This window comes from Paenibacillus sp. FSL R5-0519 (assembly GCF_037974275.1).
GTDB lineage: Bacteria > Bacillota > Bacilli > Paenibacillales > Paenibacillaceae > Paenibacillus.
In genome coordinates, this window is the sequence record NZ_CP150234.1 from 5,277,532 (window position 1) to 5,296,486 (window position 18,955).

Here is an 18,955-nt window from a genome sequence, read left to right on the forward strand (position 1 = left end):
TTCTCTCCTTTGCGAACATCTCAGCTACATTATCTCTCTTTAATGTTAACTTTTTCATTTTGCCATTGAATGAAAGAGCTGTCCAGTTGGAATTCTAAATAAGCATTGTAATTTAAATATCTTTATGTTAAGATAAATTCAGAACCAAAACAAACGAAAAGTTAGTAACTTTCTTAAACGAAATGAAATATACAGTTATCAAAACCTAACTAGGAGGAATTATTATGCAAATTAAAGGACTTCACCACGTATCCGCGCTAACAGCACATGCCGATCAGAACTATCGTTTCTACACCAATGTCATGGGTCTGCGCCTGATCAAAAAAACAGTCAACCAGGATGACGTGTCCGTCTACCACCTCTTCTATGGCGATGAGAAAGGCAATCCAGGTACAGAACTTACCTTCTTCGAGATTCCGATGGCTGGACAGACTCGTGAAGGTGTGAACAGCATCTCGGCAACGTCACTGCGCGTTCCAACTGATGCGGCACTTACGTACTGGCAGCAACGTTTTGACGAATTCGAAGTCCCGCATGGAGAGATTGTTGAACGCGGTGGTCGTGCCACGCTCTCGTTCACAGACTTTGAAGGACAACGTCTGATTCTGGTCTCGGATGAAAACAATGCAGGTGTTGCTGGGGGTAAACCATGGGATCAGAGCCCTGTGCCTGCTGAATATGGCATTATAGGCCTTGGCCCCATCCATCTTACGGTAAAAGATGCTTCCCTTACAGCTCCCGTTCTGACCGAACTGCTTGGTTTCAGAGCGAAAGGAAGTTATCCTGCCTTCACTCCTGGTCAGCCTGATGTACTCGTTTTTGAATCCGGTGAAGGTGGTAGCGGCTCCGAGGTGCATGTTGAGGAACGTAATGACCTTGCTCAAGAACGTCCTGGACGTGGCAGCGTACACCATGTTGCATTCCGCGTGGACAATGAAGAAGAACTGAAACAATGGGTGGAACGGGTTCATAACTTCCAATTCCCTAACTCCGGTTTTGTAGATCGTTTCTACTTCCGCTCCCTGTATTTCCGTGAAGCAAACGGGATTCTGTTCGAGCTTGCCACCGATGGTCCGGGATTTGATACAGACGAAGAAATGGAGCATCTGGGCGAATCGCTTGCCTTGCCTCCATTCCTTGAAGGTCGCCGCGCCGAGATTGAAGCGAACCTGAAACCACTGGATACCGTCATTCGTTAATATTCGTAACAAAACGAAAATAAAAACGATGTTCACCAGGCAACTCTGAATACCGGATACGGTTCAGGAATCGCCTGATGAATCATCGTTTTTTTATGTGTATGCTTGCCTTGCCCCTTCTGTAAGGTGGCAAACTTGCAGATTGTGTTTTACTTCGTCAGATACGATGTTGTGAGCGGTACAAACAGAGCCGAACCCGGATCTTCGGATACAATCTCGACATAGACAGCGTCTGTACCTTTAACATCCACATCCAGACTCATCATACCGCTTTCTGGAGTGATATTGAACTTTTTGAGTGTCGCGAGATCCTGATCATAGATATGAATCTCCTGATTTCCTGTTAGCGCGGCAAGTTCCAAGTGTAGAGAAGAGTACTTTTTATCCGTATTAATCTGGATATCATCCCCCTGTTTCTTAGGATCATTATGCAGATAAACATCCTTGTAATCCTTGCCTTTATATGTGGTATCCTTAGGATCTTTCGTGTGCCAAGCGGTAGATCCCAGTACGGATGTTCCAAGTGCACTTAGCGTTACTTTTCCGCTCGTTACGGGCGCAGATCCACTTGTTCCGCCAATCAGGACGGATGAAGTTGCACTGTCATACGTGATCTCTGTCCCAAGCAAGGTTCCCACAGCACGCACAGGCAAATAAGTTGTTCCGTTGTAAGTGATAGGCAACACCGTTTTACCATTGGCATCTTTGGCTGTCACCGTGGCACCATCCATTTTTAGCGTAATCTTGCTGTTTAGATAGGCTTTAATCTGCTCCAACCCTGTTGCTGCGAGCGCACCCGTCCCGATCCCAAGCGTTAATGTGCCTACCATCAAACCCAGTACAACCTTCTTCTTCATCAAAATCCCTCCTGAACGTTAAAATGATTTGTCCTTTATACATTTAAACCACTAAAGTGAGAATGTCAATTGTTTACTGCATTTTTAGTACCGTGTGCCTATTTCTGCGCAGCACAAAACGAGGCTGTATGTCCCATTTTTTTCAGCCTCGTCCTGTTCCTTATTGCCCGTCAGGGAGAAAGGTAGATATTCTTTGCAAATGCATATCTGGCAGATCCTCACTTAAACCACGAGAACGGCAACCCTCGCCGCACCAATGTCTACACGACGCTATCAATCAAAGGATTCATAATATTCTTCTTCATATACTTCCATGCTGTATTTCAAATCTACCGCCTTCCACTCGCCATCTTGATACACATAAGCGAATGTCAGATCACCAGCATATAAAGCCGCACCGTAAGATCCTGCTGCGGATACGACAAGTTGGCCATCCTCCACACTGTAATAGGTTACTCCACCGAATCCCAACTCTATGTTATAAACGCCGCCACTCGTATCTTCCTCGATCCGTAAAGGTTCTGCTTGAACGCCATCAACGGCGACATCCACATCCACACGGTCTGATCTAACCGTAACTTTTGACTTCACATGCTGTTTCGCAATCTCCTCCAGAGATTGCATCTTCATCTCTTCTAGCGTTACCGGATTAATGATACGTGCTTGTCCCAAATAAATACCTGTTCCATGCCCTTCCGTGTACAGAACAACGATCTCATTCTGTCCGTCTCCATTCAGATCCAGCTCGTGCACTTCGGGTTTGTAAGACCCGCCTTCTCCTTGCCAATCACTAAATTCTCTTGTCTTGCCGTCCACTTCCAAAATCATTCCGTTATATATATATCCCGAACCCTCAACTTTCATAGGGTATAATCTGACATTTTCATTCTCTGGAGCTACCGAAACGTATTCCTCTTTCACGGGGGTTGCTTCCTGTGTTGTCTTCGCCGTGTCATGCAATTTATCTATATTGGAAGCCTCGACCGCTGCGGTCTGGCTGGATTGATCATCTATATTAAGCTGTTTTTGCGATTCATTCATGGTTCTGGCAGCCGAAGTTGTACTAATCGTAGCTACCGCCAAAATAATCATCAGCAGGATACCTGTCCAAGTTTTCAATATACTGGGCTCCTTTATCTGTTGTGATAATCCTATTATATCTTCATTTATCGCCCGCAAGTTGCGAATTTGTTAATCTTTCATAAAATAATCTTTACAAATTTCTGTTTTCACGAAAGAACGTTCGGCTTTAACCAGAATAAGCAAATTATTATGCCAAAACTGTTCTCAAAAAACAAAAAAAAATCCCGAACACAGCTTAGGGCTGCATCCGGAATGCTTTGGTTTTGTCCAATAACCGATCGGTTAATTGTCTCAGTTCTTCAGCCGAGGAAGAAATCTCCTCCATGATGGCTGTCTCTTCGTGTGCGGCATCCATGATTCGTCTCGCCTCATCCGAGAACGATCCTGCTTTCCCCTGGATCTTCTTCACATGACCGTGCGTTTGCTCCACGCGGCCGGTCTGTTCTGCGATCTTGGAACCGATATCATGCGCGCCCTTCATAAATACTTCCACCGTGCCTGTCAGTTCATGCAACGTCTGATCCACAGAGATGGTCCGCTCCGATTCATTAACCACAAGACCATGCTGCTCATGAGACAGTTGTGCTGTCTCTCTGATTCGCTGCTGCACACGACTAATTAGCTCATTAATCCGATGGACCGATTCCTTACTCTCGTCTGCCAGCTTACGAATCTGCTGCGCCACGACTGCAAAACCAGATCCTTCTTCGCCAGCTCGTGCAGCCTCAATGGAAGCATTCAGGGCAAGTAATCCTGTTTCCTCAGCAATATTTTTGACAGACTGGGTAATTACCTCGATATCAGAGGCTTCCTTCTCCAAAAGTAGCATAATGTCGCGGGAACGATTGTGCGACTCAGCCAGCTCGTCCATGCCCTTCATCAACGATGAAAATGTCTGTTTCGTATGATCCACCGATCGTTCCATCTGACCGGACATCTCTGTCATGTCCATGGACTGGCTATGCATACGCTGAAAATCGTTCAGCATCTCATCCGCCGTGATCAGGGATTGATGGGAAGTAACCTTCTGCTCTTCTACACCTACCGCAATATGATCCACCGCTTCTGACATCATCTCGATCTGCTCCGCAGCTTGGGTAATCGCTTCACTAAGCGACTGCGCATTCTGTGATGTAGTTCGTGTACTGTCCGAAATATCGTTCACAATACTTCTGAGATTAGAGACCATTACACGAAAAGCATCATATAATACAGTAAGTTCATCCTGTGTACGCCGCTGCGGAATCTCCGTTGTCAGGTCACCAGATGAGACCTGTTGCGCCGCACGAGACAGATGAACAATCGGACGAGTCAGCCAGCGAGAGGCAAACCACCCGAGAATTCCGTTCCAACATACCCCCATGATCAGGATAATCGATATGTATACCCAATTCGGAATATCTAACGTAACCCAGTCTTTGACAAAAAATATAAAAAAGCCGCTAGTTCCGTACGTAATAATTGAGATTAGTACCAAACCTGCGACTGTCTTTGCGCCTAAAGTCCATTTCATGTTTACACCCCGTAGTCCTTTTTTCCTATTTTACCAATCATGTACCAAATTTCATGTGATATACATCACTGAAAACGTTCTATCTGCCCCATATTTACCGTTTATGCATGACTTCTCTATCATGAAGTGCATAATATATAAGACAAGCTTAGCCGCCCCTCCTTTTCTCATAAAATTGAATAATATTCCATTTAATATCCTTAATTTTATTTATTATCGGCACAAGAGGCCAAATGATTTAGATTGGCATCCATTTTGCTTAAATGATATACTGAGTGCGCTTCGGCATTGCCGAAGCTGACCTATTTATTGGATGCCACTGGAGGCGAACGAAATGTCTACTATGTCCACAAGGACGGAGAAAGATTTTATCGGTGAAAAAGAAATTCCGGCTTATGCCTATTACGGCATTCAGACGGTGCGGGCCGTGGAGAACTTCCCGATTACCGGCGTTCCGGTACACCGGGAGCTGATCACAGCTCTGGCTGCGGTGAAAAAAGCAGCGGCAATTACGAATATGGAACTGAAAATGCTACCAAGCAAAATCGGCGAAGTGATTGTCATGGCAGCTGAAGAAATGATGAAAGGCCATCATCTGGATCATTTTATTGTAGACTCCATTCAGGGCGGTGCAGGCACCTCCATGAATATGAATATGAACGAAATTTTGGCCAACCGCGGACTGGAACTGTTAACCAAAAGCAAGGGAGACTACTTCCACTGCAATCCGAACAACCATGTTAACATGTCCCAGTCCACCAATGACGTGGTACCTACAGCACTGCGTATTGCGGCATATCAACTGTCCGAGACGTTACTCGCTACCATGAAGAGACTGCAGGAAGCGTTCCATAAAAAAGAAGAAGAGTTCAACGATGTGGTCAAAGTAGGCCGTACCCATCTTCAGGATGCCGTGCCTATTCGCCTTGGACAAGAATTCGGAGCTTATGCCCGTGTCATCGGCAGGGATATCGAGCGTCTGGAATTCGCCAATCGCCGCTTGCTTACGATTAACATGGGTGCAACTGCCGTAGGTACAGGGCTTAATGCGAAACCTGAATACATCGTTAAGGTTACGGAACACCTATCTGATGTTACCGGACTACCACTACAAACAGCTGAGGATCTCGTGGATGCGACACAGAACACGGATGCATATCTGGAACTTTCGGCGGCACTGAAGGTATGTGCGGTCAGTCTGTCCAAGATCTGTAACGACATTCGCATGATGGCCTCAGGTCCGCGTGCAGGATTCAATGAACTACTCCTGCCACCGCGTCAGCCAGGATCGTCCATTATGCCGGGCAAAGTCAATCCGGTAATGGCAGAAGTGATTAACCAGGTATCCTTCCAGGTGATGGGGAATGACCATACCATCTGCATGGCGTGTGAAGCTGGTCAATTCGAGCTGAATGTCATGGGCCCGGTCATTGCGTTTAACTTGCTGCAATCACTGAAAATCATGAATAACGGGATTGATGTGTTCACACGTTATGCGGTTGAAGAGATGGATGCTAACCGTGAGCGCTGCGAATTAATCATGAAACAAAGTTTCAGTGTGGTTACGGCGCTGAACCCACACTTAGGTTATAATGTGGCGGCTTCCATTGTGAAGGAAGCGCTCAAAACTGGACTTACCTTGCAAGAGATCATTCTGGAACGCGGACTGCTGACTCCGGAAGAACTGGAAGAGATTCTTCATCCAGAGCAGATGACCACGCCAGGAATTGCCGGAGAACATTTCCTGCGCAATATGGAACGCTTGTAGGAACTCAGGAAATCTAAGGCAGGAACCTAAACACCAATCATGCAACAAGAACCCCCGCAGACCGTTCATCCGGTTCGCGGGGGTTCTTGTGTTCAGAGATGGTAAGACACCAGCTATTTGGTTAAGCCCATCGTTTACGCTCAAGGGAAGGCAGAATCTGAAGTTCCTCCCTGTACTTGGCAACCGTTCTGCGGGAGATGACAATCCCCTCTTCGGCAAGCAGTGTAGTCAAGTGACTATCCGAGTATGGCCGCTGTATCTGTTCCGTACGAATGATTTCTTTTAATCTTCGTTTCACTACTGATGCTGATGTTTTATTCCCTGACGCTGTACGGATTCCCGAGGCAAAAAAAGCCCTGAGTTCATATACACCATATGGCGTGTGAATGTACTTACCACTGACGGCACGACTTACCGTTGATTCATGCATGCCAATCTTCTCTGCAATAATAGCCAGATTAAGCGGTTTTAACGCGGACGGGCCTTTGACCAAAAAGTCCTTTTGCTCTTCCATCACGGCCGCCAGCACACGCACTAAAGTCCTGCGCCGCAGGTGTACACTCCGAATGATCGCCCTCGCTTCTGCGGCGCGGTGAGCCCAGATTTCATCTGGCGCCACTTCCCTGATCCAGCGGATGCACGCTTCATTCATCGATACACGAGGGTTACCTTCCACATGTAGGCTAAAATGGGCCTCACCGTTACGCAACCCAACAATGGCATCTGGAATAATGTAATGCGGTCTTTCCGTACATCCGATGGATCGGCAGGGCTTGGGGTCGAGACGTGTAATATAGTCGTAGGCAACCTGAGCTTCCCGTGAAGTCATACCTAATCGACTCCCTGTTCTACCTGGGTGAAAAGGAACCAGTGCTTCCAATCCCGCTTCCACCATCCGCTCCGCATACAGCGCAGCCGATGAATCACGTCTAATCTGGAGCAACAGACATTCCTGCAAATTCCTCGCCCCTACACCAGCAGGGTCCAGCGATTGGAGCAGCTCCAGTCCCGCTGCAATTTTGCTCATCGGTTGCTCAATTGCTGCTTGCACCTCTGCCAATTCAACGGTCAGATAACCATCATCATTGACGCATCCTGCCAAATATACTGCCGTTTTTTCCAATTCGTCTGGAAGTGTCATCACTCGAATTTGCGCAATCAGCAATTGTTCCAGTGTAGACTCGGCACCTCTGACCTGAAGCAGCGGATCGTAGGAATCATACCTGCGCTGATCCAATCGCCGTGGAATTCGGGCAAGGGGCCCAGCTTGTTCTTCCAGTTCAAGAACTGGATTTTCCTCTGCCGCATCCAGCAAGTAACGATTCAGATCCTGTCCGGACATGGTTAGCAAATGAAAGGATTGTTTCATCTCCGGCGTGATGGACAGCCGAATACGTTGTTCCTGCACCAACTGAACACCTAACATCCGTTTCCCTCCTTATGCCTAGCTGAGTAATAAGCGTTTGTTTTTTATACGAACAAAAGGATTTGCAGGGATAATAGCATACTATTCACGCGATTGTAAGAGGAATTCCGTCCGATCATGAGTTTCTGTCTAGTATTTCTCCGATACCAGCTTCGCCTGTGTAAACAGCAGCAGATAGTCTCTTCCACCTGCCTTGGAATCCGTACCTGACATGTTAAATCCGCCAAATGGATGCGTGCCCACCAGTGCTCCGGTACATTTCCGGTTGAAATACAGATTACCCGCGAAGTACTCGCGTCTGGCCTGTTCCAGATGTTCACGATTACGCGAGATCACCGCGCCGGTCAAACCATAGTCGGTATTATTGGCGATATCCAATGCGTCCTGGAAAGATTCGGCTTTGATGAATGCAAGCACGGGTCCAAAAATCTCATCCTGCGCAATCCGGGCTTGGGGGTCCACATCGGCAATGATGGTTGGTTCAATGAAATAACCTTCAACATTCCCTGTACCGCCACCGTGCACAAGACGCCCCTCTCCCTTGCCAATCTCAATATACTCCGTGATCTTCGCATATGCCTTGTCATCAATAACCGGTCCAACCTGACTGCCAACTTCAAGTGGACTGCCCATCGTCAGTTTCTGTGTCCGTTCAATCACTTTTTGCAACACTTCGTCATATACATCCTTATGAATAATCGCTCGGGAACACGCCGAACATTTCTGCCCGGAGAAACCAAATGCCGAAGCGGTAATGGACTCTGCCGCAAGCTCCAGATCACTGTCACTGTCTACAACGATGGAATCCTTGCCACCCATCTCTGCAATGACCCGTTTGATCCATTTCTGGCCTGGGGCTGTACGTGCTGCACGTTCATTAATTCGCAGTCCTACATCTCTGGAACCGGTGAAACTGATAAACCGAGTGAGCGCATGATCCACGAGATAATCTCCCACTTCACTGCCTGGTCCTGGTAAAAAGTTCACGACGCCATCCGGCAGGCCAACTTCTGCGAGCAGTTCCATAAATTTCGCGGCAATTACCGGAGTTGTGCTGGCAGGCTTTAATACCACCGTGTTGCCAGAGACCAGTGCAGCAGAGGTCATGCCTGCCATAATCGCCAGCGGGAAGTTCCAAGGTGGAATAACAATGCCAACGCCCAGCGGTATATAACTCAGTTCATTATCTTCCCCTGCAATTCGCACCAGGGGCTGGGGTTCACTCAGTCGCTGCATATCTCGTGCATAGAATTCCATAAAATCAATGGCTTCCGCTGTATCCGCATCGGCTTCAGGCCAGGTTTTGCCGGCTTCATAGACCATCCATGCGGAGAATTCATGCTTGCGACGGCGCATAATGGCAGCTGCTTTGTATAGATAGCGAGCCCGTTCGTTCGGATCGGTATGTTTCCAAGTGTGGAATGTCTCCGCCGCTGTCTGAATGGCCTTTTCGGCCAATTCCTGATCTGCCTGATGGATCGTTCCGACGACTTGATTCTTGGCCGCGGGGTTCACGGACGTTAACGTGCGGCTGCTTGTTATTTTTTGCCCACCAATAATAATCGGGTATTCCTGCCCAAGTTCAGCTTCTACCTGACGAAGTGCGTCTTCAAATGCTTCCTGGTTCGCCTGGACCGCAAAGGGTGTGAATGGTTCGTTAACAAAAGGGATATTCATCAATGATTCCTCCTTCAGGATGTAGGGTTCGCTGGCTGCTCGCCTGAATTATTTTGCATGTTACTCTTCACCAAATATATGTAGCAAAATCCGTGCCAACTCCGGTTGGACCTGAAATATTTTTCTTATTAAATTTAACTAAAGAAAATTCACACTGCCCACTCCGTTTTGTGTAAATGTTAGTTCAATTTAAATAGATAAGTTTCATGAAAAATAGTAGAGCCTCGCCAAATCTGGCACGCTTCTTGCTTCTATAAGGGATAAAAAAGCATGATTCAACCGAGCTTGAATCGAATGATGCACAATGCTGAAGGAGGAAACGAAAATGAGTGTAGGAACGGAAATATATCGCAAGACCTTATTGACCGTGGCAGGCAACAAAGCTGTAGAGAACCTGTCCATCAAATATGGTAAGAAGCTTGCAGGGAAGTTTATTGCAGGAAACACCTTGGAAGAAGCTCTCGAAGAGATCCGCATACTCAATAATAAAGGCATTATGGCTACCCTCGATCATCTGGGCGAAGGTATCACCCGCCTGAGCGAAGCGGCATTATACAGGGATGAGTATATACGACTGGTAGAAGGCATCGCACGTGAAGGTGTAGACTCCAACGTGTCACTGAAACCAACCCAGATGGGCCTCGCACTGGACCCGGAAGAGGGCTATCGAAATATCCGTGCCGTTGCCACACAAGCCAAATTGCATGATCTATTTGTCCGAATTGATATGGAGGATAGTCCATTCACTCAAGCAACGCTGGATATTGTTCGAAGACTGCACTCGGAAGGACTGCATAATACAGGCACCGTATTGCAAGCCTACCTGCATCGCACCGAAGAAGATACACGTGATATGATTCGGGAAGGTATCCGGCTTCGTCTGGTTAAAGGTGCTTACAAAGAACCCGGATCAGTCGCCTATCAGAATGCTTCCGAGGTCATTCATCAATTCAAAACGATGATTCGTAATCACCTTGATCAGGGTGTATACACTGCGGTGGCCTCGCATGATGATCACATCATCAACTGGACAAAACAATATGCTAAAGACCGTGGAATTTCACCAGATGCCTTTGAATTTCAGATGTTATATGGACTGCGCATGAGCGAACAGGAACGTCTTGCCAAAGAAGGCTATCGCATTCGCTGTTACGTTCCTTACGGCACCATGTGGTATCCGTACTATACGCGCCGTTTGGCCGAAAAACCGGCTAATCTCTGGATGGTCGTTAAGAATATGTTTCGATAAATGATAACCATGCTCTCCTGTTTTTTGGGGAAAGCATGGTTATTTGAGCTATAAAACTGAATTCTCAAATTTACATGATATCAACTCATTCATATGTCTAAAAAATAAGAATCCCCAAATTGAAATGTCCAATATAATAGACACATCTGTACCTCTTCATAAAGTTAAATCACACCACTTCCCTCTTCAGTCCGTTCTATCTGCTCTATTTCGCAAAGATATATACGTTATGTTTTATAACATAAAATTCACTTAGAGGCTTTGGATTCTGGCTAAAATCAACACTTTCCTTCGTTTAAATTTTATGTAATCGCATACAATTTGAAGTGAGTTCTTATACAACGTTTCCAACATCCCAACCTGCACACCTAATGTCAAAAAATATATACACAGCTTCATCAGAACGTTATAATATACATAATTTCACATTTACATTTTTTATAAGTATATGCTGCACCCGAGGTGATCCTGATGAGACATTTACTTCCTGAGCTGAATGCTTTGTTACGAACAGATATGAGTATTTTGGATGAAGTCCTATATGACGAAACCACACCTCAGTCTATACCGTCAGAACTCCATATCGGTACGGACAGACCTGTCTTTGTACGCCGCAATACAGAATACGCCTGGTTGTACAGCCCACCTAATGGAACATTATCATATGGTCGTCTTCCTGTGCCTGTCGTCTCTGCTTCGATCGAACTTGCGGAAGTGATCCCTTTGTTTGCTAAGAGTCCCCTGTTATTAATAAAGAATAATCAGGGCGAATACGTGGGATATATCGCCGTATCCGATGTCCTGCATGCCATGATGCATGCGCATCGCCTGATAGAAGCTTATTTTGAGACCACACTGGAGACAGCAGGCTCAGCTCTGACATTAATTAATGAAGAGGCCAAGGTAGCCTACTGGACAACTGGTGCGGAGCATGTTTTTTCGATCAGCAAAAAAGACATCATCGGACAACCCGCAGCGGACTTTTTTCCTCCAGATCGGCTACAGTCTCTCAAGACGCTGTATACCGGCGAAACGGTCTATCGCAAACAGCATCAGCCACGGCCCGACCTGTTCGCTCTAATTAATGCCCGTCCTGTCCAACTGGATGGACAGATTGTGGGCGCAGTTGCTGCTGAAGTGGATATAACAACTGAAATCCGATTACATCAGGAACTCTTACATATGACTTCCAAAGTCCAGCATCTGGAGAAAGCCGTTGCTCGACTACGGCCCGAATTGGATCCATTCGCCAGAATCAAGGGCAGCAGCCCGGTCATTCAGCAGTGCCTGGAGACCATTCGCAAGATCAGTACCACCTCAGCAACCGTACTGATCCTCGGAGAGAGCGGTACAGGCAAGGAGTTATTCGCCAAAGCCATTCATGATCTTCGTGAATTGCAGACTGCACCATTCATCGCGATTAACTGCGGAGCAATCCCTGCTTCATTGTTTGAAAGTGAACTTTTTGGCTACGAGAAAGGTGCGTTCTCCGGCGCGGATCCCAAAGGCAAAAAGGGCAAGATTGAGCTTGCCGAAGGGGGAACGCTTTTTCTGGATGAGATCGGTGAGATGCCATTGGAATTGCAAGTGAAGCTGCTTCGGGTGTTGCAGGAGAAGAGCTATTTCCCCGTGGGCGGAACACGCATGAAACAGGCGGACTGCCGGATTATTGCTGCGACCAATCAGAATCTGCTGAATATGATTGTACGCAATCAATTCCGGGAAGATCTCTACTATCGGCTGAATGTCATTAACCTCGTCATCCCTCCACTGCGCGTACGCATGGAGGATATATATGAATTAACCCAGACGTTCCTTCTAGAATTCTCTCTGCTCTATAACCGTCATATTGAGCTAGTTCCACCTGAAGTGTTTAAGTTGCTGTTCCAGTATGATTGGCCAGGCAATGTCCGTGAATTACGAAATGTGATAGAACGCTTGACCATCCTGACGACAGATGGCGAGGTGAAGCCAGAATACCTGCCAGACACCCTCACCTCCCTCATCGTGCATGAGCAGTCTGAAGTTCAACTGACCTCGGGAATCCATCCACAGGCCAATAGCGAATATCAGCAACATCCGAAGAAGTTGGGAGACGAACAAGAACCTCGAACTGTTGTAGCTGCAGACGAATTAGAGCATTCAGAGCATTCAGACCCAGTCTCCCCTGTTACCTTCCAGCAAAAATTGGACACCTATGAGGCGCAACTTCTGGTTCAATACCTGAAAGAAGCAGGTGGCAATAAACGAACACTCGCCAAACAACTCGGCATCTCCAGAGCAACGCTCTATAATCGCATGAAGAGGCTTGGTCTATGACCCGCCTCTTCTTGTCGTAATTAACGGTATGGATGGATCGGCAGCTCCCTACAAAATCCGCGCCAAGCGAGTCAGCGCTGTTCTGAGATGACGATAGAAGGTCGCCCGACTCATGGAACACGTCTGGGCTGCGGCAGTTGGATTGCCAGCATGTGTCCAGTAGGCCGCGTACAACAGCATCTGATCCTGCGGGGACAGACCATGAACTCTGCCTTCCAACAAATCCATGACATACAGCTGTAATTGGATACCATCCCTTACTCCTGTAACTCTGCCAGCGTATTCATGTAATTCTCCAGGAGATCGAAGGTATCCCAACATCTTGCGAACATCCTGTTCAGTCCAAACTGAGTCATCTGTATCCGTTGTTTCCGGCTGTATCCGATTCTCTGTTGCTTCCGGATCAAGCAGAGACATGACCCACTGTCCGAATTGCCCACTACGCAAATCCAATTCAAGTACGTCCGCCTGATGTTCAAAGCTGTCGCAGACCCGGGTTCTTGTTCTTCGCATCTGAAATCCAATACTTTGCAAAAACAGTTTCAGATGAGGATTCGTTGCGACGAGCATCGCTCGCGCACCATCACCCAGCAGAGCCAGTCGGTCCAGTGTCATATATCCAACAAGCTCTTCCCGTGTATAACCAGGCACATCATCTCTTGCGGCAGCCAGCAAAGCAAAGTGCGTATCACTCTGATCAGGGTCATTTTCCAGCTCCTGTGGTGTGAAGCATTCATACATCTCATTCGGAAAATATTTTAACAGCAACTCACTACTATCCTTATGCACAAGGACTGTAATGAACATGGCGATTGTCTCCCCAAGCTTGTCACGCATTAATACGATTCCTTCGGGATAACGGTGTGCCAGTTCATCCAGGAAGGGGCCATAGGGTACAGCCTGCCATGGTTCCACACTGTACTCGCACCATTGTTGTAACAGGCTGTGCAGAGCTGGCAGATCCTCGCTTCTCATCGTTTCCAAAGGTGAGAACAAGGAATCACGGGACACATCCGCGTACTTGCGGTATTGAAGCATGGATTCCTGACACAGTAACAGCATCTTCCGGGCGATCTGGCGACGCTCATGTAGTCCCGCCTGTTCATGCAGTGGTTTTAGCAATTTCGCAATCTTGATGCGCATGTTCTGCAACCGATGAGGCTCACGTTGGCGAAAGTCCCGGAGTAGATGTACCCTGGCCATATCATGCAGGGCAAGACCATCCGGGCCGGAACGGATAAACGACATCTGTCTCAGCATGTGGTACTCTTCTTGTGTCACGGTCATATCCAGTACGGATGATAACAACTCCTGATTGGCTGTCTCAAGCAATGTTAGTACCTCTACCATGGGATGCAGACGAGGTGTAGTCAGTTCCAATAATAATCGAGCACTGATCATATGCGACAGTTCAGCCCATTCGGATTGCGGAAGATTCCTTCTCTGATCCGCAGCTTCTACAGCTAAGGCCAGACCCAGTGGATGCCCATCGGTCATTCTCGTGATAGTGCCTGCCATGCCCTGATTCAGAGAGCCTGCCACCATGATATATTCCGTAATCTCATCAACTGTAAAATGTTGAAGCTGCATCTGTACAAACCTCTGATGCAATCGGGGATGTGTCCGCCAAGTGGATGCCAATTCCGGGCGTGATGCAAGAATGACAAGTATTCCTCTTAACGGAAGTTTGGATACAAATACTTCCATAAACCAACTTTCTAATAGAGCCAGCTCTTCATAATTATCCACTGCAAGGACCATTCGCTTCTCGATTGATGTGTCTTTCAGCAGACTCAATGGCCGTGGGTATCCTTCTCTATCCAATGTTTCCAATCCTAATGTAGAGGACAAATAATCCATAAAAACGGAAGGTGTCCCCCCACATGATCGGCCATCCATCCAGATTGCTGTCGCACCTCGATTCCGAGAGACAGATAACATCTCTGAAAGCAATGAAGATTTACCGATACCTCCCATGCCGGTAATTGAAAATATGGTCAATGGGGCTTCTGGATGATTGAACCACCGTTCCAGTGTTGTCAGTTCTTTGATTCGACCAACAAAACGTTTGCCATCCTCAACATACTCGTCATATTGAGCCTCACTACTGTTTCCCATATATGTCCTCCGTACTAGATACTGGTACTTTTAATGTATTTATTTTTTCACCAAAATTGAGACTATATTGAGACGCACAGCTTCATGTGAAGTGATAGAATCTTGTTAAAAGCCAATTTATAGGGAATTATCAAAAAAAGCGGATAGGAGAACGTTTAACAGGGTATACATATCCCCCTCCGCGCTACTTCTCAATATAATGGATCATTCCGCCGATCAAGTTACGATTACCATGTACATGAGCATTTACTGATCTCGAATTCATGCTTCCCTTTCAAACCCTACTACCAGCCCGATATTCCAGGAAAGGCGGATTTGTGTGAGAATAAACCTCGATATCTGTAATCTGAGCGGACAACTCGGAATCAATCCAATACGACTTCAGGAGTGGCTGCACCAAAGCGGCATTTCAGCGGCAGCCATTGAAGCAGAAACAGACGGACGCCCCGACCGGTCATCACCCCCGTATCGCCTGGCTGCTCCCTCTTCATTATCACTGGCACCATCTTCTGGTCAAACGAAGCTTTATCGGGGCCGGCGCTCCACTTCCACCCTGCAACGCCTGCCTGTTTCATTACAACATACCCGGCGGATTAGTAAAAATTGCTAGACTGTGCACAAAGTAATGTAAAATCGATGCACAGTCTGTCTTGCATCCCTTTCACCGCATCAAGAGGATTGCCACTGTCCATTCTCGATCATCGCGTGTGCCAGCAGCGCCATCTCCAGACAGATTCTTCTCCCTTGATCCATGTAATCTGGCCCCATCAGTTCTTCCAGCTTCTCCAGTCTGTTGTACAACGTTTGCCGATGAATAAATAACTGGGCAGCTGCATCCCGTTTGGAACCAAAGTTCTGCAGGTAAGCATCCAATGTCTCTACCAATCGCAGGTGATGCGTTTGGTCATGTTCAATCAAGACACCCAGGTGATCCTGAACAAAGGATTGAAGGAACGACTGGGGCAATGCCTTTAACATTTGATATATACCCATACGATCGTAAAAGTGAACATGTTCCATCTGATCTACCGACCTCGAAACTTCGATCACCTGATAGGCTTCCTGAAGGCTCTCCGGCAGACTGGTCAAACGGCTGCGGAACTTGCCAATTCCCACATGAATCATAACCTGCTTCAAGTTACGACTGGCAAACCGTTTCACGTCCAGGGCAATCCCTTCAAGCAATCGCAGCAGTTGATGACGTGCAGCAGCCGATACCGCTTCCTTGGCACAACACAGATATACCTGGTTGTTCTTCAGCATAATCAGGCTAGGCAGATTGTTCTTCTTGAGCAGGGAACGAAGCAGGACAAGAACATCCTGATGATTCGCTTCCATTCGCTCCCGGCCTGTGCCTTTCAATCGATGTTCAATCTCGATGACCCCTCCTGCAAACCAGTACTGTCCCTTCACCAGCAATCGAAGCCCCATTCGAGTCTGAGCCTGGTCCTCCTGCTGGATGTTGCCATTCATCAGATCCTGGATCAGTTCATTTTGATTGCGGACCATCTTCTCTTCTAGAAACTGGGAACGAAGTGTGAGTGCTGCCGCTGCCTTCGCGGTGTAGTCAAGCAGCAGCTTGAGATATTCGACTGGAGCTGCCGGATGCACAATCATGCCTACAGCAGAAAAAACCTGGCCGAAACAGACGACCGGATGGCACAGCAGAACTTTCTCTTCATCCATATGGAACCATAATTCGGTATCTGAATCATTCAAATCCAGATGTTCTACCTCTTGCTCATACCAGGTATAGATGGTCTGTTCCATCTCCGGTACAAGTTCGGGCACAAAACTGCCCGGCTCCATGGACGAAATGTACACCACCGGTTTGGCAGCATACTCATGCAGCAGATGCAGCACAGCAGACATATCCGTACTCTGTAATGTTCGTTGCTGAAGCTGTCTTGAATAAGCTTCCAGACTTTTCAGCAGCTGGTGTTGATGATTAATGAGCAGAGAGTGAATATCCTGTGTGATCTCGACAAAACGAACTGGTTGCTCGAATACGATCAGTGGAAACTCGTGTCTGTCCGCCAGTTCAATCAGTTCTTCCGGGATTCCGTGTATGCTGGTACCAAACTCCACACATAACCCCGCTGCCTCACTTCCAATGAGCTGGAGCAGATACTCTTCACGCCCTTCTTCCGATTGAAGCCACAGTCCAGTGGATAAAATAAGATCATGGGGGCTTACAAATGGAGATACATTCGTAATCTCGAGCACATGAACCCAGCCAACCTGACGGTTCACTCCATCCTTCCCTGCCGCTAGTCGCGCTCGGCCGAATACCGGACGTGCAAGGATATCTTTAATCGTAAACACGCGGTCATTTTGCAATAGTGATCCCTCATCGTGTTATTTTTTCTTACATTATAATCCATGGACAAATGTCCTGAATAGTCTTTTTCGACAATATGTTGAGTACTATTTCTAAAAATTAGACATCAAGTCTGGTGCAAAACAAATATGCAAGTCATAAACTTGTAGTATAAGCTAACAACCAATAAATGGACGAGGTGCATGGTGATGAGAATCGGAATTCCCAAAGAAATCAAAAACAATGAGAATCGTGTAGCAATGACTCCGGCTGGGGCTGCTGATTTCATCAGAGCTGGTCACCAGGTGATGATTGAACAAGGCGCGGGAATCGGCAGCGGATTCACGGATCATGAATATCAAGCTGCGGGTGCCGAGATTCGTCCTGATGCCAAGTCCGTGTGGACCGAGGCCGATATGATCATCAAAGTGAAAGAACCGCTTGCCAGTGAATATGGATATTTTCGTCCGGGGCTGATTCTGTTCACCTACCTGCACCTCGCAGCGGAACCTGAGCTTGCAAAAGCGCTTATTGCAAGTCGAGTAACAGCCATTGCCTATGAGACACTGGAGGTTAATAGTACTCTTCCCTTGCTAACTCCAATGAGTGAAGTTGCAGGCCGCATGGCCTCCCAGATCGGAGCACAGCTATTGGAGAAGACCGAAGGTGGCAAGGGCATTCTGTTGTCCGGTGTACCTGGTGTCAGTCGGGGGAAAGTGGTCATTATTGGCGGCGGTACGGTGGGTACAAATGCAGCCAAGATTGCCATTGGCCTTGGCGCGGATGTAACCATCCTCGATCTGAATCTGAATCGACTGCGCCAGCTGGATGATATCTTCGGCAATCAAATTCATACACTGGTATCCAGCCCGTCCAACATTGCGGCAGCTGTTGCGGCGGCAGATCTGCTGATCTGTGCGGTGCTGATTCCGGGCGCCAAGGCGCCAAAGCTAGTCAGCGAGCAGGTGGTAAAGACGATGGCACCGGGATCGGTCATTGTGGATGTGGCGATTGATCAAGGTGGGATCGTTGAGACCATTGATCATATCACGACCCACGATGACCCGACCTATGTGAAACATGGTGTCGTACATTACGCGGTGGCGAACATGCCGGGCGCTGTGCCGCGTACGTCTACGGTGGCGCTGACCAACGCCACCATGCCTTATGCGCTGCAGCTGGCCAACCACGGTGCAGCCGCTGCGATTCGCGGCAGTTCGTCCATTCGCAGCGCCGTGAATGCACTGAATGGACACATCACGTATGAGGCGGTTGCCCGGGATCTCGGGCATGCCTATGTTCCTGTGGGCCAGGCGCTGGAGAATGCCGCCGCTGTCCAGTAATCTGGATAGGATCGTTCCACCCCGGCGCCATGTCGCCAGGCCTGTGGAACGCAATAGAAGCGCGAGTCGGGCAGATGTTGTAC

At 47.5% G+C, this 18,955-nt stretch carries 13 protein-coding genes; 6 read left to right on the top strand and 7 right to left on the bottom strand.

The genetic code is table 11. The features are described from left to right. Positions 1 to 224 precede the first annotated feature (224 nt). Positions 225 to 1,199, top strand: a complete 975-nt coding sequence (locus MKY73_RS23830; RefSeq protein ID WP_339303718.1) for a ring-cleaving dioxygenase — start codon at positions 225 to 227, stop codon at positions 1,197 to 1,199. 149 nt (positions 1,200 to 1,348) lie between these two features. Here the strand turns inward: MKY73_RS23830 and MKY73_RS23835 are convergent, their stop codons facing one another. From MKY73_RS23835 to MKY73_RS23845, 3 genes are all read right to left on the bottom strand, one after another. Continuing rightward, positions 1,349 to 2,056, bottom strand: a complete 708-nt coding sequence (locus tag MKY73_RS23835) for a hypothetical protein (RefSeq protein ID WP_339303719.1) — start codon at positions 2,054 to 2,056, stop codon at positions 1,349 to 1,351. A gap of 273 nt (positions 2,057 to 2,329) precedes the next feature. After that, positions 2,330 to 3,175 carry a hypothetical protein gene (locus MKY73_RS23840; protein ID WP_339303720.1) on the bottom strand — a complete coding sequence of 282 codons (846 nt, stop codon included), beginning with the start codon at positions 3,173 to 3,175 and terminating at the stop codon, positions 2,330 to 2,332. Between the two features lie 199 nt (positions 3,176 to 3,374). Beyond that, positions 3,375 to 4,652, bottom strand: coding sequence for a methyl-accepting chemotaxis protein (locus tag MKY73_RS23845; RefSeq protein WP_339240122.1), 1,278 nt, complete (start codon positions 4,650 to 4,652; stop codon positions 3,375 to 3,377). A 334-nt stretch (positions 4,653 to 4,986) separates the two neighbouring features. On the opposite strand from MKY73_RS23845, the gene MKY73_RS23850 reads away from it, so the two are divergent. Beyond that, complete coding sequence (locus tag MKY73_RS23850) at positions 4,987 to 6,420, top strand: aspartate ammonia-lyase (protein WP_339240121.1); 1,434 nt, start codon at positions 4,987 to 4,989, stop codon at positions 6,418 to 6,420. A 121-nt stretch (positions 6,421 to 6,541) separates the two neighbouring features. Here MKY73_RS23850 and rpoN read toward each other — a convergent pair whose 3' ends face one another. Continuing rightward, a complete protein-coding gene (gene rpoN / locus MKY73_RS23855; RefSeq protein WP_339303721.1) occupies positions 6,542 to 7,846 on the bottom strand; it encodes an RNA polymerase factor sigma-54 in 1,305 nt (434 codons plus the stop codon). Between the two features lie 129 nt (positions 7,847 to 7,975). Further along, the gene (gene pruA / locus MKY73_RS23860) at positions 7,976 to 9,523 is read right to left on the bottom strand and encodes an L-glutamate gamma-semialdehyde dehydrogenase (protein WP_339303722.1); all 1,548 of its coding nucleotides are present in this window, start codon (positions 9,521 to 9,523) and stop codon (positions 7,976 to 7,978) included. Positions 9,524 to 9,848: 325 nt separating this feature from the next. Between pruA and MKY73_RS23865 the strand changes: the two genes are divergently transcribed. Next, entirely contained in the window at positions 9,849 to 10,772 is a 924-nt protein-coding gene (locus MKY73_RS23865) for a proline dehydrogenase family protein (protein ID WP_339303723.1), read from the top strand. Between the two features lie 471 nt (positions 10,773 to 11,243). After that, on the top strand, positions 11,244 to 13,091 hold the full coding sequence (locus tag MKY73_RS23870) for a sigma 54-interacting transcriptional regulator (protein WP_339303724.1): 1,848 nt from the start codon (positions 11,244 to 11,246) through the stop codon (positions 13,089 to 13,091). A gap of 48 nt (positions 13,092 to 13,139) precedes the next feature. On the opposite strand, the gene MKY73_RS23875 is transcribed toward MKY73_RS23870, so the two are convergent. Then, on the bottom strand, positions 13,140 to 15,209 hold the full coding sequence (locus tag MKY73_RS23875; protein ID WP_339303725.1) for a hypothetical protein: 2,070 nt from the start codon (positions 15,207 to 15,209) through the stop codon (positions 13,140 to 13,142). 319 nt (positions 15,210 to 15,528) lie between these two features. Here MKY73_RS23875 and MKY73_RS23880 point away from each other — a divergent pair, with 319 nt between their 5' ends. Beyond that, positions 15,529 to 15,819 carry a hypothetical protein gene (locus MKY73_RS23880; RefSeq protein ID WP_339303726.1) on the top strand — a complete coding sequence of 97 codons (291 nt, stop codon included), beginning with the start codon at positions 15,529 to 15,531 and terminating at the stop codon, positions 15,817 to 15,819. A 59-nt stretch (positions 15,820 to 15,878) separates the two neighbouring features. Here the strand turns inward: MKY73_RS23880 and MKY73_RS23885 are convergent, their stop codons facing one another. Next, entirely contained in the window at positions 15,879 to 17,549 is a 1,671-nt protein-coding gene (locus MKY73_RS23885; RefSeq protein WP_339303727.1) for a PucR family transcriptional regulator ligand-binding domain-containing protein, read from the bottom strand. Between the two features lie 189 nt (positions 17,550 to 17,738). Here MKY73_RS23885 and ald point away from each other — a divergent pair, with 189 nt between their 5' ends. Beyond that, positions 17,739 to 18,872 carry an alanine dehydrogenase gene (ald, locus tag MKY73_RS23890; RefSeq protein ID WP_339303728.1) on the top strand — a complete coding sequence of 378 codons (1,134 nt, stop codon included), beginning with the start codon at positions 17,739 to 17,741 and terminating at the stop codon, positions 18,870 to 18,872. Positions 18,873 to 18,955 lie beyond the last annotated feature (83 nt).

Excerpts from the sequence above, each read along its gene's own strand:
- MKY73_RS23830 (WP_339303718.1), top strand. The coding sequence starts at position 225 with ATGCAAATTAAAGGACTTCACCACGTATCCGCGCTAACAGCACATGCC.
- MKY73_RS23835 (WP_339303719.1), bottom strand. The coding sequence starts at position 2,056 with ATGAAGAAGAAGGTTGTACTGGGTTTGATGGTAGGCACATTAACGCTT.
- MKY73_RS23845 (WP_339240122.1), bottom strand. The coding sequence starts at position 4,652 with ATGAAATGGACTTTAGGCGCAAAGACAGTCGCAGGTTTGGTACTAATC.
- MKY73_RS23850 (WP_339240121.1), top strand. The coding sequence starts at position 4,987 with ATGTCTACTATGTCCACAAGGACGGAGAAAGATTTTATCGGTGAAAAA.
- rpoN (WP_339303721.1), bottom strand. The coding sequence starts at position 7,846 with ATGTTAGGTGTTCAGTTGGTGCAGGAACAACGTATTCGGCTGTCCATC.
- pruA (WP_339303722.1), bottom strand. The coding sequence starts at position 9,523 with ATGAATATCCCTTTTGTTAACGAACCATTCACACCCTTTGCGGTCCAG.
- MKY73_RS23865 (WP_339303723.1), top strand. The coding sequence starts at position 9,849 with ATGAGTGTAGGAACGGAAATATATCGCAAGACCTTATTGACCGTGGCA.
- MKY73_RS23870 (WP_339303724.1), top strand. The coding sequence starts at position 11,244 with ATGAGACATTTACTTCCTGAGCTGAATGCTTTGTTACGAACAGATATG.
- MKY73_RS23875 (WP_339303725.1), bottom strand. The coding sequence starts at position 15,209 with ATGGGAAACAGTAGTGAGGCTCAATATGACGAGTATGTTGAGGATGGC.
- ald (WP_339303728.1), top strand. The coding sequence starts at position 17,739 with ATGAGAATCGGAATTCCCAAAGAAATCAAAAACAATGAGAATCGTGTA.